General features: G+C 65.7%; 27 protein-coding genes. 11 read left to right on the plus strand and 16 right to left on the minus strand.

All coding sequences use genetic code 11. The annotated features are described in order from the left end of the window. Positions 1-463: 463 nt before the first annotated feature. A complete protein-coding gene (locus tag SLQ30_RS18390) occupies positions 464-1189 on the minus strand; it encodes a DUF1906 domain-containing protein (RefSeq protein ID WP_319447941.1) in 726 nt (241 codons plus the stop codon). 243 nt (positions 1190-1432) lie between these two features. On the opposite strand from SLQ30_RS18390, the gene SLQ30_RS18395 reads away from it, so the two are divergent. The 4 genes from SLQ30_RS18395 to SLQ30_RS18410 are packed head-to-tail and all read left to right on the plus strand — an operon-like array spanning position 1433 to position 5387. Beyond that, the gene (locus SLQ30_RS18395; RefSeq protein ID WP_319447940.1) at positions 1433-2521 is read left to right on the plus strand and encodes an ABC transporter ATP-binding protein; all 1089 of its coding nucleotides are present in this window, start codon (positions 1433-1435) and stop codon (positions 2519-2521) included. A 36-nt stretch (positions 2522-2557) separates the two neighbouring features. Next, a complete protein-coding gene (locus SLQ30_RS18400) occupies positions 2558-3745 on the plus strand; it encodes an ABC transporter substrate-binding protein (protein ID WP_319447939.1) in 1188 nt (395 codons plus the stop codon). Next, positions 3745-4587, plus strand: coding sequence for an ABC transporter permease (locus SLQ30_RS18405; RefSeq protein ID WP_413468092.1), 843 nt, complete (start codon positions 3745-3747; stop codon positions 4585-4587). Before SLQ30_RS18400 ends, SLQ30_RS18405 begins: the two co-directional genes overlap by 1 nt. After that, the gene (locus tag SLQ30_RS18410; protein WP_319447937.1) at positions 4587-5387 is read left to right on the plus strand and encodes an ABC transporter permease; all 801 of its coding nucleotides are present in this window, start codon (positions 4587-4589) and stop codon (positions 5385-5387) included. The genes SLQ30_RS18405 and SLQ30_RS18410 overlap by 1 nt, the downstream gene beginning before the upstream one ends. 3 nt (positions 5388-5390) lie before the next feature. On the opposite strand, the gene SLQ30_RS18415 is transcribed toward SLQ30_RS18410, so the two are convergent. Next, complete coding sequence (locus tag SLQ30_RS18415; RefSeq protein ID WP_319447936.1) at positions 5391-6083, minus strand: MerR family transcriptional regulator; 693 nt, start codon at positions 6081-6083, stop codon at positions 5391-5393. A gap of 154 nt (positions 6084-6237) precedes the next feature. Between SLQ30_RS18415 and SLQ30_RS18420 the strand changes: the two genes are divergently transcribed. Further along, positions 6238-7497 (plus strand): MFS transporter, encoded by a 1260-nt coding sequence (locus SLQ30_RS18420; RefSeq protein WP_319447935.1) that lies wholly within the window; start codon positions 6238-6240, stop codon positions 7495-7497. Here SLQ30_RS18420 and SLQ30_RS18425 read toward each other — a convergent pair. Continuing rightward, entirely contained in the window at positions 7494-8711 is a 1218-nt protein-coding gene (locus tag SLQ30_RS18425) for a low temperature requirement protein A (protein ID WP_319448008.1), read from the minus strand. The genes SLQ30_RS18420 and SLQ30_RS18425 overlap by 4 nt on opposite strands. A gap of 131 nt (positions 8712-8842) precedes the next feature. On the opposite strand from SLQ30_RS18425, the gene SLQ30_RS18430 reads away from it, so the two are divergent. The 3 genes from SLQ30_RS18430 to SLQ30_RS18440 are packed head-to-tail and all read left to right on the plus strand — an operon-like array spanning position 8843 to position 10786. Continuing rightward, positions 8843-9859: an NAD-dependent epimerase/dehydratase family protein gene (locus tag SLQ30_RS18430; protein WP_319447934.1), complete on the plus strand. Its 1017-nt coding sequence runs from the start codon at positions 8843-8845 to the stop codon at positions 9857-9859. Between the two features lie 41 nt (positions 9860-9900). Next, positions 9901-10053 (plus strand): hypothetical protein, encoded by a 153-nt coding sequence (locus tag SLQ30_RS18435; RefSeq protein ID WP_319447933.1) that lies wholly within the window; start codon positions 9901-9903, stop codon positions 10051-10053. A 25-nt stretch (positions 10054-10078) separates the two neighbouring features. Beyond that, positions 10079-10786, plus strand: coding sequence for an IspD/TarI family cytidylyltransferase (locus SLQ30_RS18440; protein ID WP_319447932.1), 708 nt, complete (start codon positions 10079-10081; stop codon positions 10784-10786). Here SLQ30_RS18440 and SLQ30_RS18445 read toward each other — a convergent pair. The 7 genes from SLQ30_RS18445 to SLQ30_RS18475 form a co-directional block, all read right to left on the minus strand. Further along, a complete protein-coding gene (locus tag SLQ30_RS18445; RefSeq protein WP_319447931.1) occupies positions 10764-11474 on the minus strand; it encodes an IspD/TarI family cytidylyltransferase in 711 nt (236 codons plus the stop codon). The two genes, SLQ30_RS18440 and SLQ30_RS18445, sit on opposite strands and share 23 nt — an antisense overlap. Beyond that, positions 11438-12442 (minus strand): patatin-like phospholipase family protein, encoded by a 1005-nt coding sequence (locus SLQ30_RS18450; protein ID WP_319447930.1) that lies wholly within the window; start codon positions 12440-12442, stop codon positions 11438-11440. Before SLQ30_RS18450 ends, SLQ30_RS18445 begins: the two co-directional genes overlap by 37 nt. Before the next feature lie 47 nt (positions 12443-12489). Further along, positions 12490-13158 (minus strand): hypothetical protein, encoded by a 669-nt coding sequence (locus tag SLQ30_RS18455; protein WP_319447929.1) that lies wholly within the window; start codon positions 13156-13158, stop codon positions 12490-12492. Then, entirely contained in the window at positions 13155-14114 is a 960-nt protein-coding gene (locus SLQ30_RS18460; protein ID WP_319447928.1) for a hypothetical protein, read from the minus strand. The genes SLQ30_RS18455 and SLQ30_RS18460 overlap by 4 nt, the downstream gene beginning before the upstream one ends. A 147-nt stretch (positions 14115-14261) precedes the next feature. After that, a complete protein-coding gene (locus tag SLQ30_RS18465; protein WP_319447927.1) occupies positions 14262-15716 on the minus strand; it encodes a FadD3 family acyl-CoA ligase in 1455 nt (484 codons plus the stop codon). Further along, the gene (locus SLQ30_RS18470; protein ID WP_319447926.1) at positions 15713-16903 is read right to left on the minus strand and encodes an amidohydrolase family protein; all 1191 of its coding nucleotides are present in this window, start codon (positions 16901-16903) and stop codon (positions 15713-15715) included. Before SLQ30_RS18470 ends, SLQ30_RS18465 begins: the two co-directional genes overlap by 4 nt. Positions 16904-17043: 140 nt before the next feature. Beyond that, complete coding sequence (locus SLQ30_RS18475; RefSeq protein ID WP_319447925.1) at positions 17044-18639, minus strand: AMP-binding protein; 1596 nt, start codon at positions 18637-18639, stop codon at positions 17044-17046. A gap of 106 nt (positions 18640-18745) precedes the next feature. Here SLQ30_RS18475 and SLQ30_RS18480 point away from each other — a divergent pair, with 106 nt between their 5' ends. After that, positions 18746-19474: an enoyl-CoA hydratase/isomerase family protein gene (locus SLQ30_RS18480; protein ID WP_319448007.1), complete on the plus strand. Its 729-nt coding sequence runs from the start codon at positions 18746-18748 to the stop codon at positions 19472-19474. On the opposite strand, the gene SLQ30_RS18485 is transcribed toward SLQ30_RS18480, so the two are convergent. Genes SLQ30_RS18485 through SLQ30_RS18505 form a run of 5 tightly spaced genes read right to left on the minus strand, consistent with a single transcriptional unit; the run spans position 19471 to position 23036 of the window. Then, positions 19471-20187 carry a siderophore-interacting protein gene (locus tag SLQ30_RS18485; protein WP_319447924.1) on the minus strand — a complete coding sequence of 239 codons (717 nt, stop codon included), beginning with the start codon at positions 20185-20187 and terminating at the stop codon, positions 19471-19473. The genes SLQ30_RS18480 and SLQ30_RS18485 overlap by 4 nt on opposite strands. Positions 20188-20241: 54 nt before the next feature. Continuing rightward, positions 20242-20769: a VOC family protein gene (locus SLQ30_RS18490; RefSeq protein WP_319447923.1), complete on the minus strand. Its 528-nt coding sequence runs from the start codon at positions 20767-20769 to the stop codon at positions 20242-20244. Beyond that, positions 20766-21788 (minus strand): zinc-binding dehydrogenase, encoded by a 1023-nt coding sequence (locus SLQ30_RS18495; RefSeq protein WP_319447922.1) that lies wholly within the window; start codon positions 21786-21788, stop codon positions 20766-20768. Before SLQ30_RS18495 ends, SLQ30_RS18490 begins: the two co-directional genes overlap by 4 nt. A gap of 1 nt (position 21789) precedes the next feature. After that, positions 21790-22590, minus strand: coding sequence for an SDR family NAD(P)-dependent oxidoreductase (locus SLQ30_RS18500; RefSeq protein ID WP_319447921.1), 801 nt, complete (start codon positions 22588-22590; stop codon positions 21790-21792). Next, positions 22587-23036, minus strand: coding sequence for a nuclear transport factor 2 family protein (locus SLQ30_RS18505; protein ID WP_319447920.1), 450 nt, complete (start codon positions 23034-23036; stop codon positions 22587-22589). Before SLQ30_RS18505 ends, SLQ30_RS18500 begins: the two co-directional genes overlap by 4 nt. A gap of 89 nt (positions 23037-23125) precedes the next feature. Here SLQ30_RS18505 and SLQ30_RS18510 point away from each other — a divergent pair, with 89 nt between their 5' ends. Both SLQ30_RS18510 and SLQ30_RS18515 read left to right on the plus strand, forming a co-directional pair. After that, complete coding sequence (locus SLQ30_RS18510) at positions 23126-23782, plus strand: TetR/AcrR family transcriptional regulator (protein WP_319447919.1); 657 nt, start codon at positions 23126-23128, stop codon at positions 23780-23782. A 65-nt stretch (positions 23783-23847) separates the two neighbouring features. Next, positions 23848-24297, plus strand: coding sequence for a hypothetical protein (locus tag SLQ30_RS18515; RefSeq protein WP_413468078.1), 450 nt, complete (start codon positions 23848-23850; stop codon positions 24295-24297). Here the strand turns inward: SLQ30_RS18515 and SLQ30_RS18520 are convergent. Further along, entirely contained in the window at positions 24280-24900 is a 621-nt protein-coding gene (locus tag SLQ30_RS18520) for a helix-turn-helix domain-containing protein (protein WP_319447918.1), read from the minus strand. The two genes, SLQ30_RS18515 and SLQ30_RS18520, sit on opposite strands and share 18 nt — an antisense overlap. Between the last annotated feature and the right edge of the window lie 108 nt (positions 24901-25008).

A 25008-nucleotide genomic window follows, 5' to 3' on the forward strand; every position in this document is an offset into this window, starting at 1 on the left:
CGCCTCCCCCGGCGAGGTCGTGCGATTCGGCGTCGAATCCCGACTAGCTCTCGTCACTCCGGCCAGGTCTGCGTTCTTTTCGAACGCGGCCAGACTCTGCTTTCGCAGAGTCCCGCGGACATCTCCGGCCGCCATAAGGGTGTCATAAGAGCAAGCCCCATTTTCGGCCCTCAAATGGTTACTGGCGAGTTCTACGCTCGGGTAACCACAACTTGGATAACGTCGGCTTCCGAGCGGCCTCATGTCTAACGGGACAAACGTCCTGCGTGCGGGTGGTTACGCTTGAGTAGCTATAACTTTGCAGATCAAGGCAGTATTGTTATCGAATCGTTATGTTGATTTTGCGGCCGATCCGACGGCCGGACACGAACTCTGAAGAGGCGACAACTCACGCCGAAGTGTCTAGTCACGCACGCGCAGCTCAGCAAAGTGTTTGCTGGCCAACCTTACTGATCGGTAATGTTTAGTCCCACTGGCCGAACTGCGGCTTGAGGATGTGGTTGATGTCCACTCCCACACCGCCGACGCTCTGCTTGTCGATCTCCACCTGATGCAGGGCCGCCGCCGGATGGGTGTACCCCTTGGGTGATCCCCAGTTGTGTTGCCAGAAGTAGGAACCCAGCCCCTCCTGCACCGCCCAATCGATGGTCTGGGCGTTGGCATAGACGCCAACTCGTTGGTGGCCAAGTACCGATTCCCAGCCCCGTAGATAAGGGCTGACCTGCTGTTTGTACTGCTCGAGCGACGGGTCGTCGTCGATCGAGGCGTATATGGGGGCGCCGTACGACCCACCCGCGGCCACGTGTAGTTGCCAGCCCCGCTTGGCGTGCTGCACCCCGGCGGCCTGCCCACCCAACCAATCCGCGTTGTCTTCCTTGCCGTACTGGTAGCAGGACACGATCTTCAGACCGTTCTGGTAGAGGTCACGAGCCTCAGGTAGCTGGATCGGCTTGCCGAGCATCCACGCCCCGCCGGGACGACGGTCGGAAACGTACCTGATGGCGCCGCTGGCCCCTGCCGCACGGAGTTGTGCGGCCGGGATCACACCGGCCGCATAGTCGAGCAGCAGGCCCAACGGAGCGGCGGACGCCGCCGGCGGGCTGAGCGCCGCGGTCAGCGCTCCGCCAAGACCCGCGATGGCCGGCGCCGCTGCGGCGTACTTCAGCACGTCGCGCCGAGAAATCGACATAACCACAGGATATGACAGCAGCATCAATATTCTCATCAACGCCACTGGTCACATCTGCATCAAGATTCTCAATTTCACCACCGCGAGACTGCGGTGAGATCGCAAAATGGACCCGGCGACGGCGATCTCACTGCAGTCTCGGCGTGCAGTGGCGGTTGCGAATCCCGTCGAGGCGGAGCGCCGACATCGAGGAATCCGCAATGACGCTGCGACATGACCGAGGAATTCATAGGATCAGCAGCCATGCCCTCCGGAACGAGCACCTCGCCGAGCGCCCAGGGCACGGTCGAACCCTCCACCGGCCCGCAGATCGAACTCGCGGGCGTGCGCAAGGTGTTCGGCGACCGCGGCGGTGATGTCGTCGCGGTGAACGACGTCGACCTGACCGTCGACGACGGCGAGCTCTTCGCCATCCTCGGCCCGTCTGGGTCGGGCAAGACCACGGTGCTGCGCATGATCGCGGGATTCGAACAGCCAACGGCCGGAGTGATCCGGCTTGGCGGCGTCGACGTCACCGGACTGCCCGCGCGCAGGCGGGACGTCAACACCGTCTTCCAGGAGTACGCGCTCTTTCCCCACATGACGGTGGCGCAGAACGTCGAATACGGCATGCGGGTCCGCGGAGTCCCGAAGGCCGAACGCCGCCGCCGGGCGTCGGACGCGCTCGACATGGTCCGGCTCTCCGAGCACGCGCCGAGGCGGCCGGCACAGCTTTCCGGCGGCCAGCGTCAACGCGTCGCGCTGGCCCGCGCGCTCGTCGGGCGGCCGCGCGTGCTGCTGCTCGACGAGCCCCTCGGCGCCCTCGACCTCAAACTGCGCGAGCAGATGCAGTTGGAGCTCAAGGCAATTCAGCGCGAAGTGGGCATCACGTTCGTCATCGTCACCCACGACCAGGACGAAGCACTGACGCTGTGCGACCGGCTTGCGGTGTTCAACGCGGGCCGCATCGAGCAGATCGGCCGAGCCCGTGACGTCTACGAGAACCCGGCGAATCGCTTCGTCGCCGACTTCGTGGGCACGTCGAACGTATTCGACGGTGAAGCCGCCACCGCGTTAGTCGGTAGGCCGGGATCCTTTGCGGTGCGCCCGGAACGGATCTCCGTGCTTACCGCGGGCGGCCGCGCCGAACCCGGCTCGCACACCGTCGACGCGACCGTGAGCGAGGTGATCTACGGCGGTCCCACCACGCGCGTCGCCGCCGTCGCCGCTCCGAACGTCACGCTGGTGGCCACAGTGCTCAACGCGACTGCCACCCTGCCCGTCGACTTGGCCCACGGCAGCGCCGTCACGCTCGCGTGGCCCGACTCCGCCGTCCACGACCTCTCCGACTAAAGACCGCCAACACCTCGCGAGAATGGAGCTCCCCCAATGAAGTTCACAGCGTTACGAATCGGATTCACCCTCGGCGCTTGCGCAGCGCTGGTGGTCGCGTGCTCCAGTTCGCAGTCCGGAGGTGGCGGCCAGACGCCACCGAAGATGGAGCCGCTGAGCGCAATTGGCCAAGGCGAAGGCGCACTCAACCTGATCGCGTGGGCGGGCTACGTCGAGAACGGATCAAACGACAAGACGGTCGACTGGGTAACACCCTTCGAGAAGGCAACGGGCTGCAAGGTCAACGTCACGATCGGCAATACCTCCGACGAGATGCTCAAGCTGATGAGAACCGGACAGTACGACGGCGTTTCGGCCTCTGGCGATGCCTCGCTGCGGTTGATCTACGGCGGCGACGTCGCGCCCGTCAACACCTCCCTGGTGCCCAACTACGCGACCATCTCGCCGTTCCTCAAGGACAAGTCGTGGAACTCGGTGAACGGGCAGATGTACGGGATCCCGCACGGCTGGGGCGCGAACCTGCTGATGTACAACACCGCGGTGGTCACGGACGCGCCGGACTCGTGGAGTGCGGTGTTCACCGATGCGGGTAAGTACAAAGGCAAGGTGACGGCCTACGACTCCCCGACCTACATCGCCGACGCCGCACTCTTCCTCTCGAAGACCAAGCCGGAGTTGGGCATCAAGGACCCGTACTCGCTGACGCCGGAGCAACTCGACGCGGCGACTGAGCTACTCAAGGCGCAGAAGGAGAACGTCAGCGAGTACTGGTCGGACTACACCAAGGAAGTCCAGGCGTTCGAATCCGGCACGTCGGTGATCGGCACGACGTGGCAGGTGATCGCCAACACCATCGGGACCGAGAACAAGGTGCACGTCAACACGGTGCTGCCCAAGGAGGGTGCCACCGGGTGGTCGGACACCTGGATGGTCGGGGCCAAGGCCGCCCATCCGAACTGCATGTACAAGTGGATGGACTGGATCACCTCGCCAGATGTGAACGCTCAGGTCGCCGAGTACTTCGGCGAGGCGCCCGCGCAGACCAAGGCGTGCGAGCACACCAGTCAGAAGGACTTCTGCGACATCTTCCACGCGACCGACGAGAAGTTCGCGTCGCAGCTGCACTACTGGACCACGCCGCAGAAGAAGTGCGTCGACGGTAGCGGTGACAACTGCACGACCTACGACGAGTGGGTCGACAAGTGGCAGCAGATCAAGGGGTGATGGCGGCTGCGCCGAACTCTTCAACGGTTGGGCGCAGGGCGACACTGGCATTCCTCTTGGTGCCGCCACTGGCCTGGCTGATCATCGCGTACCTGGGCTCGCTTGCCGTACTGCTCATTTCGGCGTTTTGGACCACCGACACGTTCACCGATGCGGTGGTGCACACGTTCACCACCGACAACATCGTGCGCGTGCTCAGTGACCCGACGTTTCGCGCGGTGGCGCTGCGCACCATCGGCGTAGCCCTCTTGGTGACGGCCTGTTGCATGGCACTGGCCGTCCCGCTCGCGTTGTACATGGCCAAGGTGGCGTCACCACGGATGCGCTTGGCACTGGTCGTCGCGGTGACGACGCCCTTGTGGGCGAGCTACCTGGTCAAGGCGTATTCGTGGCGGATCATGCTCTCCGGCGAGGGCCCGCTGGCGTGGGCAACCGGATACACCCCCGGCTACGGGTTGACCGCGACGGTGATCACGCTGACCTACCTGTGGCTGCCGTACATGATCATCCCCGTGTTCGCGGCGTTCGAGCGCGTCCCGGACAGCCTGATAGACGCCAGTTCGGATCTCGGGGCGTCGGACGCGTCGACGTTGCGAATGGTGGTGGCGCCGTTGGTATTCCCCGGCATCGCGGCTGGCTCGATCTTCACCTTCTCGCTATCCCTTGGCGACTACATCGCCGTGAAGATCGTCGGAGGTTCGTCGCAGCTGATCGGCAACGTCATCTACGACAAGCTGTCGACCAACCAACCGCTGGCGGGCGCATTGTCGTTGATTCCGCTGACCGCGGTCGTGCTCTACCTGCTCGCGATGCGTCGCACCGGCGCGCTGGAGAACGTCTGATGCTGTCGTCCGGGGCGCGTCGCGCGGTCAAGGTGTGGACCGTATTGGTTCTGGTGTTCCTCTATGCGCCAATGCTTCTGGTGGTGGTCAACGCCTTCAACAAGTCGCGGACGTTCTCGTTCCCGCCGACCGGTTTCACGCTGCGCTGGTGGGCGGACACCTGGAACAGCACCGGGATGTGGACATCGCTGGGCAACTCGGTGGTGGTGGGGCTTTGCGCGACGGCGATCGCACTGGTGCTCGGCACCATGGCGGCGTTCGCCGTTCAGCGCTACGACTTCTTCGGACGCAACACCGTGAGCTTCCTCGTCGTACTTCCAATCACGTTGCCCGGCATCATCACCGGCATCGCGCTGAACGCCACGTTCACCTCGGTGCTGGGAGTCACGCTGGGGTTGGCGACGGTGATCGTGGGCCATGCGACGTTCTGTATCGTCATCGTCTTCAACAACACTCAGGCCAGGCTGCGCCGGCTCGGCACCCATCTGGACGACGCCTCGGCCGACCTGGGGGCCTCGCCCTGGCAGACCTTCCGCTACGTCACGTTCCCGATGATGCGTGGCGCACTGGTCGCCAGTGCCATCCTGGCGTTCGCGCTGAGCTTCGACGAGATCGTGGTAACCACCTTCACCGCAGGCCCCACCGTGCAGACCCTGCCGATCTGGATATTCGGGAATCTGTCTCGGCCCAACCAGGCTCCGGTGATCAACGTGGTTGCGGCGGTGTTGACGGTGGTGGCCATCATTCCGGTCTGGCTGGCCCAGCGCTTCGGCGGTGACCCCGCCACCACCCGGGTGTGAGCGTTACGACGGCTCTGGTGCCCAGTCCCCGTTGGTGAGCCGAGCCGCGGTGTAGCTCGACACCGCATCAAGCAGATCGGCAATGACGTGGTCGGCGAGGGTGCGGTAATCCGCGACACGGCGGAGCAACTCCACCATCTGATCGGAACGCGGCACGAAGTTCTCGCCGTAGTGGGCCGCCAGCGATTGCTCGAGCGCGCCGGACCTGGCGACTGCCACCGCCTCGACCCCACCCGCAGTGGCGTCATGCACCCTGAGCACTGTCCTGACGTAGTCCAGCGGATCGTCGGCGCCGGCAACGATGGCGGCAAGCCTTGGGTTCACGAACGACAGCCGCCCGTCGACGAGCCCGGCGAGGCCGAGCTCGCATGCCCGGCCCGCCTCCGGACTGGCCGGATCGACGGCTACCGGGGGCGTTGGGCGCGGCCGGAAGCTGGCCTCCCGCAGCCCGAGTAGGTCGGCGAGCTCGTCACCGCGCCGAACGCTGCTGAAGAACTCAGCGATGTGTGCCGAACTGAACCCCCTGCGCAGCAGGTCACTGATCGTCTTCAGCTGACCGAGGTGGTGTTCGTCGTAGATGGAGGACCGACCCTCGCGACGGGCCGGATCAAGCAAGCCGCGCTCCCGGTAGGCGCGAATGTTGCGAGAACTGACGCCCGACGCATTGGCCAGCTCCTCCAGTCGATATTCAGCCACCCCGAGAACTCCCCTAAGTGCCGGTCAGAGCAGTTTGCTCACGACCACCGCAACAACACATGAAACTACTCTAGCGCCGGTTGGATGTTTGCGAAGATCGCAGCTCGTGGAATCGAGTGGCGCGCGGACCGGCGCGTACACAACCATGAGCCACGTGCGCGCGTGGATCGTCTGGACGACGGGACTTCTGGCCTACATCGTCGCCGTGCTGGATCGCACCACGTTGGGCGTATCCGGCCTGAACGCCGCCGACCGTTTCGGCGCGAGCCCGAGCGTCCTGTCGACCTTCGTGGTCCTACAGGTCGTCGTCTACGCCGCCGCGCAGGTACCCGCAGGCCTGCTGCTCGACCGATACGGATCGCGGGTCCTGATCGTGGCCGGCGCCGGACTGATGGCGGCGGGTCAGCTGGGCCTGGCACTGACGACGTCGCTGCCGCTGGCGATCGGGGCCAGGGCGGTGGTCGGACTCGGCGACGCGCTCACCTTCATCTCGGTGTTGCGGCTGGTGCCGCACTGGTTCGCCCCGCGGCGGGTGCCGCTGCTGACCCAACTCACCGGCATCTGCGGCCAGCTGGGTCAGGTTCTGTCGGCCGTGCCGTTCCTGGCATTGCTGACCGGTACGACGTGGGGAACCGCCTACGTCTCGGTCGCGGCCTTCGGGGCGCTGGCGATGGTGCTGGCGTTGTCGATCGTGAAGGACACCCCGCACGGACGGGTCACCGCAACGGAGACGATGTCGGTCCGCGGCACACTGGCAAGCGTGAAGACGGTGTGGTTGCGACCAGGCACGCGGCTCGGCTTCTTCACCCACATGGGCACGCAGTTCTCCGTGACCGTATTCGCCCTGATGTGGGGCGTGCCGTACCTGACCGTGGCGCAAGGCCTTTCGACGAGTGTCACCGGTGCGCTACTGACCGCATCGGTGGTCGCCGCGATCGCGTCGGGTATCGCAATCGGTATCTTCACCGCCAGGTATCCGCTCCGGCGGTCGCGGATCGTGTTGGCGATCATCTTCAGCAATGCGGTGGCGTGGACAGTCGTGTTGGCGCTGCCGGACCGCGCGCCGCTGTGGCTGCTGGTGGTACTGATCGTGGTGATATCGGTCGGCGGCCCTGGCTCGATGGTCGGATTCGACTTCGCGCGCACGTTCAATCCCAGCGCCACACTTGGCACCGCGCAAGGCATGGTCAACATGGGCGGGTTCATCGCCTCACTGCTGGTGATGCAGGCGATGGGTGTGATTCTCGGTGCGATGGGCGGATATTCGTTCGCATCGTTCCGCGTGGCGTGGACGGTGCAGTACGCGATATGGGTGCTCGCCGTCGTCGGCATTCTGATCACGCGCAGGAAGGCGCGGGCGCTCATGAAGGCCGACCAAGAACGCGCTCTTCTGGAGACGTTCGAGGCGGGCTAGTCGCCGTCAGCCAGGCTGGCCGCAACGGCCGCGGCCGCGTGCCGGTGCCCCACCCACTCGAAGCCGACGACGCTGACGGCCGGCGCCAGGGTGGCGATCAGCAGACACACGGCCATCGGCACGCCCGCGGCGGCGGCCACCACTGCGGCCACCAGCACCACGCCCGTGAGCACCACAAGGAGCACGTGGAACCGATCCCACGTGCGGACCATCAGCGCATACAGCGAGTAGACCAGGAAGATGTACACGGCGACGGGGATCACCACCGCGAACACCGAACCGATCGAGCCGATGACAGACTGCTCCTCGATGTAGTACGCCGCGGTGTGCAGCCCTGCGCCGGTCGCCACGATCGCGGCGAACAGCGGGATGTGGAGATAGCCAAACCAGAACGAGCGTTCGCGGTGTGTATGCAGCAGCTCGGCCGCGGGCACCGCGAAGTAGATCCACCACAGGCCGAATGTGAGGCCCGTGCCGGCGACGATCAAGAAGATCGCGTCGCTGGTCCACCCGTGCTCCTTGACGACGGCGGTCAAGGACGCGACGGTGCCGACCACACCCTCGCCGAGCGCGATGATCGTGAGCAGGCCGTAGCGCTCGGCGATGTGGTGGGCGTGCCACGGAGTCGTGGTCTCGTTGCGGGACTCCGCAATCTGCGGGATCGACAGCTCGATGACGCCCAGCACCACCCAGCACACCACCGTCACCGGAACCGACGTCGGCAAGAAGATCGTTCCGATCCAGCCGAGCTGCACCACTGGGATGACGGCCGCGTAGGTCAGACACGCCGCGCGGTGGGCCGGATCTTGGCGGGCGGCCCGTAACCACTGCCCCACCAATGCAATTCGCATGACCACGTAGCCGGCAACCAAGATCGTGTTGTCGACGTGGTGACCGTGCTCGATCGATGCGAAGAACGGTGCGATGCCGAGCGCGAGGATCAGCACCCCGACCATCTGCACCATGGTCATCAGGCGGTAGACCCAGTCGTCGGTGTCGTATGCGGATGCGAACCAGGTGAAGTTGATCCATGCAAGGACGATGGCGAACGTCGCCAACAGGAAGGCGGTCAACGCTGCACTAACGTGGCCGGCTGCCAGCATGTGTGCGAATTCGGAGCCTGCCACGCCGAATGCGATGACGAACGTCAGGTCGAACAGCAGTTCCAGCGGCGTTGCGACGCGGTGCCGTTCGTGCGGATCGCGGCCAGCCATTCGCCGCACGCGGTGAGCGGTCACACCTCCTGGCGACGAGGTTGACGCACTAAACGACTCACTCACGTGACCTGCTCCTCCCGACGGCGGTGACCGTACCGGGTCGACGGTCCACCCGCTACATTCACGCCATGGCAGGCACGAAGAAGTTGGTCATCGGTGCGAGCGGATTCCTCGGCTCGCACGTCACCCGGCAACTGGTACAACGCGGCGACGACGTCCGAGTTTTCCTGCGCACCACGAGTTCCACCAAGGCGATCGATGACCTCGCCGTCGAACGGCATTACGGCGACGTGTTCGACGACGCCGCGCTGAAGGCCGCGATGGTCGACGTCGAGGATGTCTTCTACTGCGCCGTCGACACCCGCGCCTGGCTCCGCGACCCCGCACCGCTGTTCCGCACCAACGTCGAAGGGTTGCGGCACGTGCTCGACGCCGCCGTCGAGGCGGACCTCAGGCGGTTCGTGTTCACCAGCAGCATCGCCACCATCGGCATCCCCGACGACGATCGGCCCGCCACCGAGGACGACGCATTCAACTGGGGCGACCGCAGCGGGAGCTACATCCAGTCGCGGGTCCAGGCGGAGCACCTGGTGATGCAGTACGCCTCGGAGCGTGAACTGCCCGCGGTGGCGATGTGCGTGTCGAACACCTACGGCCCCGGCGACTGGCAGCCGACACCACACGGCAAGCAGATCCTGTTGGCGTCGATCGGCAGGATGCCGATCTACATCACCGGTTGGGTCGGTGAGGTGGTCGGTGTCGAGGATGCCGCTGCGGCACTGCTGCTCGCGGCGGACAAGGGCCGCGACGGTGAGCGCTACATCATTTCCGAACGGACGATGTCGGCCAAGGAGTTGTACCGGGTGGCCGCCGAGGCAGGCGGGGTGGACGCGCCGCGATTCGGGGTGCCCATCTGGCTGATGTCCATCGCGGGATCGGTGGGCGACGCGGTCACCGGACTGCTCAAGCGTGACTCGGTGTTGTCGAGGACGAGCGTGCGGCTGATGCACATCATGCCGCCGCTGGACCACGGCAAGGCCGAACGCGAACTCGGCTGGACGCCCCAGCCGATCGAACCGTCGATCCGCAAGGCCGCGGAGTTCCATCTGGCCCGCCGACGACAGCGCACACAGCAAATCGAGTAGTGGACTACTTGTATCCGCAAAGGCCATCGGTTCGACGATCGATGCATGAGCAAGCGACGGCGGACGGCACTCTCGTGAACGCGCTGATGTTGACGGTCTCACTGGCTGCGGGCGCGGTGGTCATGGCGATCGTCATTCACGACCTACAAGCCCGCCTCGAGCAGTGGGACTACCGCAGGCACGCCGACGACTGATACCCGTCGCGATAGCGTGAGCCCCATGAACGCCGTCGGTGTGGTGCTCGCAGCCGGGCTGGGCACCCGAGTCGGCGCGGACGGCAACAAGGCGTATCTGAAACTGGCAGGCCGAAGCATGGTGTCGTGGTCGGTCGACGCGGTGGCGCGGACGCCGGGCATCGACCGCACCGTGCTGGTCTTCCGACGTGGTGAGCGAGAGTTGGTCGCCCGCACCATCGAAGCCGAAGTTCGCGGCGCGGTCGAACTCGTCGAGGGTGGCGACAGCAGGCACGGTTCCGAGTGGAATGTGCTGCGGCACTTGGCGACCGACATCGAGTCTGGGGCTGTCGACGTCGTGCTCATCCACGACGCGGCCAGGCCGCTCGCAGGACCCGACATGATGAGCACGGCCGTTGCGACCGCGCGGGAGTTCGGTGGCGCCATTCCGGCGGTGCCCGCCCACGACGTGGTGCGTGCGACTCCAGCCGGGATCGCGTCCGGCGGCAGCCCGCTGGTGCGGGTGCAGACTCCGCAGGCGTTTCGGGCACGGCCGTTGCTCGACGCCTACCGGCTGGCCCATGTCGAGGAGTTCGAGGGCACCGACACCGCGTCGTGCCTCGAACGCTTCACCGACGTGGAAGTTCGCACCTTCCCCGGCACGTCGACCAACCTGAAGGTGACCTTTCCCCAGGACGTGCTGGTGGCGGCGCGACTGTTGCAGGGCTCGGTCAGTTCGAGCGACGGGACGTGATGATCGCATCGAGCAGCTCCGCGTCGGCGGGGAGAGTGAACCGAACCGCATCGGCGTGACCGTCCACCATGGCGATCGGAAGGCCCGCCGCGACCGCGGTGTCGAACTCGTCCACCGGGCCTGCGGCGAGCAACTCGGCAAGCGCCGAGGCGGTGAATCCCCGCGGGTACTGGACGGCGCGAAGCGTTGTGCGGTCTATGGTCTCGACCACCGTGCCCCGTTCGTCGACCGACTTCACGCTGTCGGTCACGGGGATCACGGGGACGACGATGGGGTGGCCGGCCGCCAGCCCTGCGATTACCCGATCGGTCACCTCAGCGGGAACCAGCGGATGACGGTAGTCGTGCACCAGCACGGGAGCGGACGAAAGTCGCTCCTGCACAAGGTATTGCAAGCCCGACGCAAGGGCGCGGTACCGGTCGCCCGGCACGGGCGCGGCAACCACCGCCACCGCTGACCAGCCGCGGGTGGCCAGTACGTCGTGGACCAGCGCGACGAGCGGCTCGGCGACCGCAACGACCACGCGCGACGCGGCTATCCGATCGAGCAGCGTACGCACCGCCAGGACGAGCGGCTCGTCGCCCGCGACTGCGGAGAAGATCGCCGCCGGATCCGCCGTCGCGGGAAGCGGCAAGATCGCGCCGGGTTCCATCAGCGGTACCGGCGCTTGTAGTCGGCCCAATTCCATGTCGACAGGAACTCTTGGCCCGCGGTATAGCCCTTGGCATAGAGCGCTTCGACGTCTGCGTCGGAGATGTCGAAGTCCAGGAACCCCACCTTGGTGGAGTCCACCCGGATGGCGCGGGCACTGACCCACGGCTGATTCAGATACGCCTGATCCCGGCCCACCAGCACGGTGGTGATGACCTCCTCGAGCGCATGCGGGGCACCCAGCAGCCGCAGCACGTCCAGCGCCGGGATGACCTTGTCGTTGCCTTGCGGCAGATTCGGAAGCACCGTGACTCCGAAGCTCGGCCAGCGCGGCGACTTGCCGTCGTGACGGTCCAACGAGTCGATCGGGAAGTTGGACAACAACCCGCCATCCATCAGCGTCGAGGTCAGTCCGGCGGCGCTCTTCAGGGTCACCGGACGGAAGAAGAAGGGGATGGACATCGACGCACGTACCGCGTCCGCGACCGACTGCTCGTCGGGATCGAGCCCGTAGACCCTGCGGTAGTCCCACGGCAGTCGCACCAGCTGGCCGGTGGTGACGTCGGAGACGGTTACCACCAAGCGGTAGCGCTGTTCGGGCGGAAGGTCGTCGTCGTCGATGGCGAGGTCGCCGAACGTGGTGATGCCCAGCGCCGCGAGTTGGTCGCGTACCCAGTTGTGCGCGTAGTCGCCCTTGTAGATTCCATTTCCGCGGGCAAGGGCGACTGACGGACCGATCACCGGCACCCGCTCGAGCACGCCTGGATCCAGGAACCTGTGGTAGTCCAGTTGCAGCGCAAGCTCTTTGACGTGCGCGCCGGTCAACTGGCCGGCCTGCGCAGCGCCGGCGACCACCGCCCCGACGATGGAACCGGCCGAGGTTCCAGACACCCGCTGCGGGACGTAACCAGCATCCAGCAGCGCGACGACGGCACCGACCAGGCCGACGCCCTTGACGCCGCCGCCAGACAGTACGAGGTCGACGGGCTTGGAGGTTCGTGGCATGAGAACGATTCTGCAGCCTCGGCGCCGACCGGCGGCGCGTCAGGTAGCTAGACGGGGTCGAACGAGGAGATGAGCCAGTCGTTGCCGACCTTCTTCATCCCCACCTTCACGCTACTTGCGGTGAATGAGCCGTCGGGGTTCTCCTGGCTCGTCGTCGTCTGGTTGAGGTACACCAGTACGACCGCAGCATCGGGGTGCATTTCGGCCACCGCCGATTGAACGATCGCTGCCGACGTCTTCACCGACTTCTCCTTGGCGGCTGGCGTCACGATGTCGTGGGTGAACTGTGTGTAGTAGTTCAAGAAGTCGCCAGTCAGATGGGTCTTCGCGGTGGCGAAGTCCTTGTCCAACGTCTGCGGTGAATACGACAGCAGCGACGTCGTTCCGCTGGCGGCCGCAGCCATGACGGCGGCCTTCGCCGCGTCGTTGGTCTGGCCGTCCGGGCGGAACTGCTCGAAGTAGAACCACGTCGTCACCCCTATTGACGCGAGTACCAGGGCGGCCAACAAGACCGGTACCAACAGCCGCCTGAGCAGCGTGCGCGGTGGGGGTTCTGCAAAGAGCCGCTCGTATTCGTCGGCGTCGGTCACTTCGTCGGTCTCGGTGGCTTCGTCGGTCTCGGTGGCTTCGTCCAACTCGGCGGTTTCGTCCGCTTCGGTGGGCTCGACCGCTTCGGGTTCGGTGTGCTCGGGTTGGCTCACGTCGTCCTTGGTCATGGCACGAACTCGACTTTCGCAAGCTTGATCTGATCACCGTCGCGCGTCACGCCGACCTTGAGGCGCCACGAACGCGGTTCCTGCTTGTTGCTGGCCACGTTGGACACATTGGTGGTGACGGCGACGAGCACGGTGGCGTCGTCCTTGTCCATCGACTGAACCGCGACCGCATTCACGTTGGCCTGGGTGACAACCTTGGACTCTTGGGCGACCTTGACGAATTGGTCGGCCTGACCCTGGAAGTCCTTCTTGAAGTCACCGGTGGTGTTGTCGATGATGCGTTGGACGTCTTCCTTGGCCTTGTTGAAGTCGAGCGACATCAGCGTCACCACACCCTGACGCGCGGCGGCGGCGAACTCCGCGGATTGCGCTTGCTGCGCCTGGACGTTGCGGTGGTGCCAGTACATGGCGCCGCTCAGCCCGAGTAGCGCTATCGAGCCCACCAACGCGATCGACGCCACCAGCGCCTTCGCGATCACCTTCCATGGGGCAGGTGACGGCGGCCCGGGCGTCTCGTCGAGGTCGTCCTCGAGATCGTCGACGTCGCCCTCGGAGCCCTCGGCCTCGTCGGTCGGGTCCTGCTCAGCGGGTGCGTCCTCGTCTTCGGGTGCATCGACCACCGGCGACTTCCCGAGGCTGACGGGCTCGCCAGGTTCAACGCTCGGCTCGTCGAGTTCGTTTGTCGCGGCTACCTCGACGGCGGTGGATTCGACGTCCTCCGCCTTCGCCTCTTCGGCAGCCTTCGGGGCAGCGGCTACCGCGGCTTCGCGACGCAGCCGGATGGCGCGGGCACGGGCCCGCGCAGCGGCGGCGAGTGCCTCGGCTTCGGCAGCCTCGGCGTCAGCCTCTTCGGCCGCAGCGAGGGCGTCGTCGGCACTGGTCACGCGATCGGCCTCCCTGGGCAGGTCGTCAGTGTCACCGTTGAGCACTGACGAGGGGCGCTTGCGCGGCGGCATGCGACCTCCTGTCCTATCCGTTAAAGCATTGCGCACAATGAGAATGGCATTTTCAATTTTCGGTATCGCCCCGACCATACCGCATCGGCTGACCTGGTCAGAAAGCGTTGTTTCCTGCGGAAATGCTATTTCCGCGCTGTACGTCCGTCAGCGCAGCCGGTCCTTCACGACCTTGCCCGTGGCGTTCGTAGGCAGTTCGTCGAGGAACTCTACATACCGCGGCACCTTGTAGCCCGCCATTCGCCCGCGACTCCAGGCGATGAGTTGGTCGGCCGACGGGTGTTCGTCCGCGTCGGGGCGACAGACCACGAAGGCCTTGCCGACCTGACCCATCCGTTCGTCCGGCACCCCGATGACCGCGACCTGTGCCACCGCGGGATGTTCGGACAGGAAGCCCTCGACCTCGGCCGGATAGGCGTTGAACCCACCGACGATGAACATGTCCTTCTTCCGGCCGACGATGCGCAGCCGGCCCGACTCGGTGAACTCGCCGAGGTCGCCGGTGTGCAGCCAGCCGTCGGCGTCGATCGCCTCGGCCGTCGCGGCGGGGTCATCGAGGTAACCCTGCATGACGCCGTATCCGCGCACCAGCACCTCGCCGTCGTCGGCAAGGCGGATCTCGACGTCTTCGCACGGAAGCCCGGCCGTCGTCGCGACGTCTTCGAAGGAGTCACCTGGACGGGACAAGGTGACGTTGCCCGCCTCGGTCAGCCCGTAGCCCGTCATCAGCGTCTGGAAGGGAAGCTCGTCGTGGATCCGGTGGATCAAGTCCACCGGGATGTCCGCGGCGCCGGTCACGCCGGCCCGCAACGTGGACAGCTTGTCCTTGTCTGCGACTGTGAGCAGCGAGTGATACAGCGTCGGTGGGCCCGGAAGTATCGTGATGCGTTCCGCGGCTATGAGTTCCACGACCCGGTCGACGTCGAACACCGCCACCGGCAACATGGTGGCGCCGCGCAGGAAGGACGCGACGAGGCCGGCCTTCAAACCGAAGGTGTGAAAATACGGATTGATCATCAGGTAGCGGTCGCCCTCGCGGAGGTCCGCGAGCGTCGCCCACTCCTCGTACATCCGCAGGGTCTGACGGTGGTTCATCATCGCGCCCTTGGGCCGCCCGGTGGTGCCCGAGGTGAAGATGACGTCGGATATGTCAGCTCCGTCTACGGCGCACTCGAAAGGCGCACCGCTGGCCAGGAAGTCGGATTTCAACTCGATCGTCGGGATGTCCAGTGCCACGTTGAAATCGGCCCCGAGGAACCCCTGCTGGACCATGACGGCCGTGGCGCCGCTTCGCGACACCACGTCGGCGGCCTCCTCCGCCTTGAACCGCGTGTTGACCGGCACCAGCACGCCGCCCGCGGTCATGATCCCGAAAGCGGCGATGATCCATTCGGCGGAGTTCGGCGCCCAGACTGCGACCCGATCGCCCTTGGCGACCCCAAGCTCCGCGAATGCCCCAGCCGCGCAACGGATCCGGTGCGCCAGCTCGGCGAACGACAGCCGCAAAGAACCGTCGACGACGGCTTCGGCGTCGCCGAATCGGTCCGCTGCGCGCTGGACCAGCTCCGGGATGGTCGACCAGGGTTCGTTACGACCCGTCACAACGTGACGAGACGATCCAGGTTTCCGCCCATGATCTTGGCCTGGTCCTCGAGGGCGAGATGTTCCAGTGCGGTCACGTAGTGAGTGGGCTCGGCCAGCCCCTCCGGGTGCGGCCAGTCCGATCCGTACAGCACCTGTTCGACGCCAATCAGGTTGATCAGATCGTCGATGCCCTCCTCGTAGAACGGGCTGACGTAGATGCGGTTCTTGATTTCTTCGATCGGGTTGCCGGGGAACGCCTCTGGCGCCTTCTTGTAGACCTCGGCCATCGAGTCGAGCAGCGGGAACATCCACTTCGACCCGGCCTCGACGATCCCGACCTTGAGCTTCGGGAACCGGAACAGCGCACCGTGGATCACCCAGGAGGCCACCGCATCCTGGATCGGGCGCCACTCGTTGAGGATGGACATGGCGTTGGTCTGGAACGGCAGCATCTCCTGGGCGGCACCGTCCCACTCGGACGTGTAGCGGGAGTAGCCGCTGTCACTGGAGTGCATCCCGACGAACACGTCGTATTCCACGCACCGCTCCCAGAACGGGTCGAACTCGGGCAGCGCGAACGACCGCGGGCCACGGAATCCGGGCACCGGTGCGGGGCGGATCAGGATGGCGCGAGCACCGCGCTTGACGCACCACTCCAGCTCTTCGATGGCCTTCTCGACGATGGGCAGCGTGATGACTGGGGTGGTGAAGATCCGGTTCTGGTAGTTGAAGCCCCAGACCTCGTCGAGCCACTGGTTGAGCGAGTGGACGATGACGTGGATGGCGAGCGGGTCGTCGCTGAGCCGCTCTTCGATCAGGCTGGCCAGCGTCGGGAACATCAGCGAGCGGTCGAGCCCGAGCTCGTTCATCTTCTCCAGCCGCGGACCGGGCTCGAAGAATGCCGGAATGGCCCTCATGGGCTCGCCGAAGAGTTCGCGCTTGCTCTTGCCGTCGGGGTTGCCGAACTTGAAGTACTCCTCCCAGGCGCCAGGCTTGGCGACCACCGAGAAGGTGGGGTTCGGGATGTAGTTGCTGATCTGGCCCTTCAGCGCGATCTTGGTGCGGCCGTTGATCTCCACGTACTGGACGATGTCCTTGTACTCCTTGGGGAGAAACTTGGTCAGCGCCTCTGGCGGCTCGTAGAGATGGTTGTCCGCATCGAACAGCGGGAAGGGAATGTCGACTCGGTGTGAAAGCTGACCCATTGAAATACTCCTTTTCCTCTTGGGAGAATCCTATTCTCAAGTTGGTCGGGTTTCAATGGTCTGCGGTAATGGTGTTCTCACTCACTCGTCGACGGCTCACGCCTCAAGTCTTGACGACTCACGCCTCAAGTCCTCACGGCTCACGCCTTTAAGTCCTGGCGGACGAGAAACTTCTGAACCTTGCCGCTCGCGGTGCGCGGGAAGTCGTCGGCCTCGTGCAGTTCCTCCGGCCACTTCTGACGGGCCGCCCCGACTGTCTCGAAGTGCGCGCGCACCTCGTCGAGGGTTGGCATCGACGCGCCCGCCCGCAACCGCAACACCGCTGCCGTCCGCTCGCCGAGGCGCGCATCGGGAGCCGCCACGACCACCGCTTCGATCACCTGCGGCATTGCCAACAGCACCTCCTCGACCTCGAGTGCGCTGATGTTCTCGCCGCCACGGATGATCACGTCGGCCTTGCGGTCAGTGATGGTCAGGTAACCGTCCTCGTCGAGCACGCCGATGTCGCCGGTGTGGTACCAGCCGTCGTCGTCGAAGGCCTTGGCGGTCAGTTCGGGATCGAGGTAACCCAGGCACAGATCCGGCCCGCGGCTGACGATCTCGCCGTCCTCGGTGAGCTTGAGTTCGACGCCTGGCCTGGCGTTACCGTCGGTGTACAGCCGCTTGTTCTCCGCGGCACCCACACCCGAGCCGGTGATCGATGGGTGCTCGGTGCTGCCGTAGGAGCGGAACACGAAGACCCCGTAGTCGGCCAGCCGCCGGGTCACCGCGTTGGGCACCGTCGAGCCGCCGAGCCCGACGGTCTTGATGTGCTTGCGGTGTTCGTCGGTGCAGTCCGGATGGTCGAGCAGGCTCGTCACGAAGTAGGGCGGCCCACCGCCTATCGTGATGCCGTCCGACTTCATCAACGCCAGCACGGCGGCGGGGTCGAAGACGTCGGCCAGGTCGATCGTGGCGCCCTCGAGCACTGGAATCAGGAACGCGCCGAGCATGCCGATGAAGTGACCCACCGGGGTAGCGGTCAGCTGCCTGCCGCGCTCGGCCGGGTAATTGGCCAGCAGCTGACGCGTCTCGAAGCCCAGCGTCTGGTGACTGTGGACGACGCCCTTGGGGTCCCGCGTCGTGCCTGACGTGAATGCGACCAGCGCGGGCGCGGCCGGATCGGTGCCGATGACGCCGGACAAGGGCTCGTCGAGCACGTCGTCGAACCGGGTCTCATGTGGGTCAAGCGGCCGACTCAATTCACCCACCAGGACCACGATCGGCACGTCCGCGCAGAGGTCCGGTTGGTACTTCATCCGCCCGAACTCCTCGGCGGTGACGAACACCTTGGGCTTGGCCGTGGCGACGATGTGCCCGACTTCCTTCCGGCCGTAGAAGTGCACGATCGGCACCGTCACCGCGCCGAGCAGCGCCGATGCCCAGAAAGCCGCCGCCGCTTCCATCCAGTTGGGCAGCTGAAGCGCAACCACGTCACCCGGGCCGACGCCGCGCCCGCGCAGGCCCGCGGCGAATCGGCGCGCGACGAGTTCGACGTCTTTGAACGTCCCGGTGTATGGCCGCGTGGCCGAATGTACGTAGAAACCCGTGTCGGGGCTCGCCGCGAGCCCGTGTGCGACCAGGTCACCAAGCGTGTCCGAAGTCCACCACCCAGCAGCCTCGTACCGCTTGACCAGCTCCTCGGGGATGCGCCGCGGCGCGGCGATGGGACTGGCGGGCCGATCAGGGGTTTTCATGGACTGGAGCAACCCTCCGCAGCATTGGGAAACAACCTGGTGATGCTATTCTCCCAAAACGAGAATGCCAATACCGAACTTGGAGAATCTGTTGGACGACAGTCGCATGGTCGACCTCGAAGTGGACGACGGATTGGCCATCGTCACCATCGACCGACCGCACGCGCGCAACGCGATCTCGCTGACGACGATGGACCGGCTCGACGAGGCCCTCGACGGCGCCGACGGCGCGCGCGCACTCGTCATCAAGGGCGCAGGCGACAAGGCCTTCGTGTCCGGCGGCGACCTCAAGGAACTGAGCGCCATCCGGACCGAAGCCGATGCGGCCGCCATGGCCAGGCGCATGCGTTCGGTTTGCGATCGGATCGCGAACTTCCCTGGCCCGGTGCTCGCGGCGCTCAACGGACACGCCCTCGGCGGCGGTGCCGAGGTGGCGGTCGCGGCAGACATCAGGCTGGCCGCCGACGACATCAAGATCGGGTTCAACCAGGTGACGCTGGAGATCATGCCGGCGTGGGGCGGCGCCGAACGGCTCGCCACGTTGGTGGGCAAGAGCCAGGCCCTGCTGCTGGCGGGCACCGGCACGATCCTGACGGCGGCCGAGGCCGCGCAGGTGGGACTCGTCCAACGGGTGGTCCCACGCGACGCCTTCGAAGCCGAGTGGCGCAGCCTGGCGCGAAAGCTGGCCCACCGCGCGGCCGGCGAGATCAAGCGGGTTATCGGCGGGGCGACACCCGAGGAGGCCGTGGCGGCGTTCGCTGCGCTCTGGGTCGCCGACGAACATTGGGCCGCCGCCGACCGGGTGATGAACCGCGCCAAGCCACCCGCGGGCTAATCGAGGCCGGTGCGCCCCGGCGCCCAGTACGCCTTCCCGATCACCCGACGCGGCGCGTGCGGCCACCGCCGACTGTCGCGCCGAATGCTGTGCACGGCGCCTGCGTCACCGGTCACCACGAGGTCGAACACGTCGGCGGTCGCCGCGGCGGACTGGCGTGCGTGCTCCAACAGTTCCGATCGCTCCGACGTCCGCGCCACCACTTGGCAAGCGTCGGCGAACTGCAAGTCGCCCAGCGCTTTTCGCAGCGCCGCGGGGTCATTAGCCTCGAAGACGTAACTGACCCGCGCGGTGACGGTGCGCAACGCGCATGCCAACCCGACGCTCGACTCGTCACCGACGAACACCACGCGTTCCGAAAGCCGGTTCAACTCAATCGATTTCCGCGGCCCGAAGACCTCGCACACGTCGTCAACGGCCACCTGACGGAACCAATCTGCCGCCGGACCTTCGCCATGGGTGAAGGCGATCAGTTCCGTGACCCCGCGGTCGGAATCCCAGCGGGTCGGTGTATAGGTACGAAACAGCAGCGTCCCGCGCCTCGGTCGCATCTGCAGTTTGGCGCCAGGACTCCATGCGCCCCCGCGGAAGGCGTCGGCCTGCAGTTCGATTTGCACGAATTCCGGAGTCAGGTGGTTCACGTCGGTGACCCGCGTGGTGCGCAGCAATGCGGTGCTCGCGAGGTCGGCCAGCGTCTCGGTCAGTACAGACATACGACTTAGGCTACCCTAAGTTCATAATCTCCAGGGGGCCACCGACTCGACCGGCTACGCGCCGACCGTACGGACCGGATCCGTCCCGTCCCAGTCCCTTGATGCCTCGCGGAAGAACGCGCCCATGCCCTCGGTCGCCTCGGTGAGTTCCATCAGCTCGAAGATCGTGGCCGGGCTGCCCGCCGGCGGTTCGACATAGGCGAAGCGCGTCGCGGTGTCCTCACCGCCCGACCAGACCACCGGCCAACCAGCCGCCTCCGCCGCCGCGACGGCGTCATCGAAATCGGTTACCCACCAGGCCAACTGATGAAAGCCCTCGCCATGCGAATCGAGGAACTCCGTGAAGATCGACGGGGTGTCGTCGTGCTGATGGATCAGCTCGACCTGCATGTCACCCGAGTTGGCGAAGCCGATCGAGAGCGTGACCTCGATCTGCTGGCCACGGTAATTGACCTGCTGGGTGTGGTTGCGCACGACGTAGAAGGGGCCGATACCCATCGCCACCCACTGGGCGATGGTGGCGTCGAGATCGCATACGACATAGCCGATTTGACGAATCGGACCGGACAGCGGGCCCGTCATGACGCGGTGGGGTGGACGACGACGCGTGGTGGCCCCTGCGAGCGCCGCACCTGGTCGATGGCATCAGGGACTTCGTCGAGTCCGATGGTCCGGCCGACGCTCGGCAACGTGTCGAGCCTGCCTGCGGCGACCGCATCCAACGTGCCGTACCAATCCTGGGGATGCGGTCCGCCCCCGAACTGGATGGTCACCCCCTTGTGCGTCGCGTCGGTGCAGTCGATCGTGCCCGCGTCGTACCAGCCCCCTGCGGCGAACACCCGCGCCATGAACTCGCACGAGTCGACGACCTGCTGCATCAGGCCGTTTCGGCCCACGCATTCGAAGATGACCTGCTGAGTCTGAATGTTGTTGGCCCGAAATGTTTCCCGCCATACTTCGTACGGGTCACGCTGGGACGGATTGACGAGCACGTCGGCACCGAACTTCTTGGCGTAGGCGAGCCGGTCGTCGCTGTAGTCGGCCACCACGATGGGGCCGACGCCGCGCGCCGCCAGCGCGGCCACCGTGGAAAGGCCGATGGCGCCCGCACCGATGACGAGTGGCAACTCTCCAGGTCCGATGCCCGAGCAGCGCACGTAGAACTCCCCGACCGCGAAGGCGTCGACCAGTGCGACGGCGTCGTTCGACACTCCGTCGGGCACCGGCCGCGACATCACTTCCGACACCACCATCAGTTCGCCGAACGCACCCGGCGCATCGGGGTGGTGTCCGATGACCAGCGGCTCGACGCCGGCCCGGATCAGAATCGGCATGCTGGTGACGCGGGCGCCCAGCGGGAAGTCACCCGAACAATCCGGCCCGTGGTCCACCACCTCGCCGATGAACTCGTGCCCCATGATGGTGTCGCGGTTGGCATCCCACACGAAGCGTGGTGCGGAGTCCGGATGGTCCATGTAGTGCACGTCGGACGCGCAGATCGCGGCGCTGAGCGGCTTGATCAGTAGTTCGCCGGGCCCTGGCACGGGGTCGGCGGTCTCCCTGACCTCGAGCCTGTTGTTGCGCAAAACCACTGCACGCATCTCAGGACTCCCTACTTGCGGCGAAACCGGACGAGGCGGCACTCATCATTTCCACGAGCGCCCGTCGATCGATGGTCCAGATCTGAGATGCGACGGCGCGGTTGTTTTCGCCGACGACGTGCACCGGGCCGTCGCCGATGTTCTCGACGATCTCGCGCGCAACGTCCTCCGACAGCATCTGGGCGTTCGGGTCGTACTCGATGCCCATGCGCTGCAGGGCGGGCGTGTACGTCATGCCGAGCGGTGTGCAGCACACGTCGACGCCATGCGGCTGCAACTCCGCCCACAGCCCCTCGGCGAAATTGTGTTGGAAGGCCTTGACCCCCGAATACATTGCCAGCGTTGCCGATCCGGCCACACATGCAAGCGATGCGACGAGCACGATGCCGCCGCGGCCCCGGTCCTTCATGGCCGTGCCGAAGTGCTTCGCGAGCACGACGGGGCCGATGCAGTCCAGCTTGATCTGCTTGAGCGAATACTCCAGCTCGTTCTCCAGGAACGTCGTCGTCCGGTCCGAGGCACCGGCGTTGTAGATGACCAGTCCGACTTCGAGGTCCGCGGTGGCGGCGGCGATCCGCTCCCCCACGTCGGGAACCGTGAGGTCCAACACGACCGGTCGGACCTCGACGCCGTGACGCGCCCGCACCCCGGCCGCCACGTCCTCGAGCAGCGCGCCGTTGCGTGCGATGAGCACGAGGTCGAGTCCACGTGCGCCGAGTTCATCGGCCAGACACGCGCCGATGCCCTCCGATGCGCCCGCGATCAGCGCCCACTTTCCGTATTTCGATGCGAAGTCGGTCACGCGATCCCCGCTTCCGCGGCCGCGGCGGCCTCGGCGCCCCCGGTGGTGATGCGCGGCGTCTTGGTGGTTCTGCGGTGGATGCGCCAGCCGTCGTCGGTGCGCACCAACTCGTCGTCGTAGTGGCCGACGGCCTCCACCCAGTTCGCGCCGTCGTCGGGAGTCAGCATCAGCACGGCGTGCACGTACGTCCGCGCGGTCGCGGTGTCCCCGGCTTCATCGATGGCAATGACGAAGTTGGTCAGCCGGTGATAGGTCGGCCCCATCGGATCGTGCAGCTGCGAGAAGAGTTTGGTGAGCTCCTCCGGATCGGTGAAGCGTCCGACGTCGCCGTAGTCGAGGTCGACCTCATCGGTCCAACACGACCGGAACAACGGCCAGTCGCATCGATCGATTGCGGTGGCATACCGGGTCAAAACCTTGACGATTGCTGCTTCGTCTGTGTCCACGTTCGGGACGGTAGTGGATGAACGCACCGGGCGCTAGTGGCAAAGTTAGACTGCGGTCAACATTTGAAATTTGATGGAAAGTGGTCCACATGGCCGTGTCTGCGCGAAACTCGATAGCTGACCAAGGTCAACGTCGTACCTCACTACAGCAGGCGCGGTCGCGTCAGACGCGGCAGGCGCTGGTCGAGTCCGCGTTGATGCTGTGGCGCGCCAACGGCTATGCCAACACCACGGTCGCCGACATCTGCCGGGCCGCGGGGGTGTCGAAGGCGTTGTTCTACTTCTACTTTCCGCGCAAGGAGGACGTGCTGTTCGAGTTCGTCGCAGAGTCGGAGGAGGCGGCATACCAATCCAGCAGATCCAAGATCGCCAAGCCCTACGAAATTGGCGACGTCATCACCGCGGCGCTCACCAGCCTCGAGGCCGACATGAAGCGCAACACCCCCGAACTCGTCATCCAGACGATCGTCGAGGGCTACCGCCGGATCGTCGGCGAAGGCACCCCGGGAACGAGCCGCCCGGAGTGGACGAAGCACCTCTTCGTGGAGCTCTTCGAGCAGGCACGAGCCGATGGCAAGTTGCCCGCGCACGTCGACGTGCCCCACTTGGCGGCGGTGGCCCAGTCCCTGGTGTCGGAGGGGGCCAGGCGCTGGGCCGCGGGCGCTTTCGGCGAGCGTTCGTTCGCCGACGTGGTCGGTCGCGACATCCTCGCGCTGGTCACCGGTTACTGCGCCCTGCCAGACTGAGCCCGAGGTGCGCGGCTCCAGCCATTCGCGCCCACGGAAAGCGAACCTCGTTCTAAAATCCGGAAATGACATTTTCGTGGGGGCTCCGTCGGCTGACCAGGGTCCTGCCCGTCGCGGCAGTGATACTCGGCAGCCTGTCGATGGGCGCTCCGAACGCGGTTGCCGACGACGACCCCGTCGGTCCTCCGCTGCACAACGTCAAGTACACGGTTTTCTCCGAGCAACCGTTCCGGAACGCCCAGATCTACTACCGCGACGTTGACCCACCGAACTTCGCCGAATACAGCCACAACCCGTATCAGTTCAGCCCCGCCGTCGAGGCCGACACAGGCCCGAATCAAATGTGGTCCATCGACGTCATGCTGGCCAACCCCAACGACTGGGCGATGGTGACAGTCGGCAGCTTGGACTCGCCGAAGCGCCCGAACTTCCATTGCGTGCTCGCGGTCGACGGCCAGGTCGTGGCAACCAACCAGGGCCCCAAGGGTGCGCTCTGCTCAATCCGGAGCTGGTGAGCCTTCGTCGTCGACGGGTAGCGGCTCGCCTTCTATCGCACGGATCTGGTCCTCGAGAAACTTGAGGATCTCGGTGTGGCCGACGGACATCCCGAGGCTTCGCTCGAAGATGAGCACCTGCGACGCCCCGGTCGCGAAGAACGTCCACACCACCGCGGGCACCTGCGACATGTCGATGCCGTACCGCTCGAGGACGCTCGCCAGCGCCTTGGTCTGCTGCTCGCGGGCGCGCTGCGCGTAGTGCGCGATCTCGGCGTGCAACGCCTTGCGGTGGTTGGCCAGCCCCATGAACTCCAACGTGAGCCGCGTCGCGGACGGATCGGTCATGAATCGCCACAGCGCCCACAACGGCTGAGGCGCTTCCAGAGCGCGGGCTTGGGCGGCCAGCCCCTGCTCCGCGCGACGGCGGAAGATCGCGAGGAACAACTCGTCCATCGCACGGAAGTAGTAGTGCACCAACTGGGGCTTGAGGTCCGCCTTCTCCGCCACCCGGCGAGACGTGACGGCGGCGTAGCCCTCCTCGATCATCAGCTGCTCCGCTGCGTCGAGCAGCACCACGCGGTTCTTCGCGTCGGGTGCTCCGATCCTTCGCGGGGAGGCCATGCCAACGTCACCTTTCAATCTCGTCATCGATTCGCCACGCGAATCGTAGCTGCAGCTACGCGCTGTCGCCTTGACCGCGACAGTACGTCATGCTAAGCAGATGCTCAG

It is taken from the genome of Mycobacterium sp. RTGN4 (genome assembly GCF_033804635.1).
In the GTDB taxonomy this organism is placed as follows: domain Bacteria; phylum Actinomycetota; class Actinomycetes; order Mycobacteriales; family Mycobacteriaceae; genus Mycobacterium.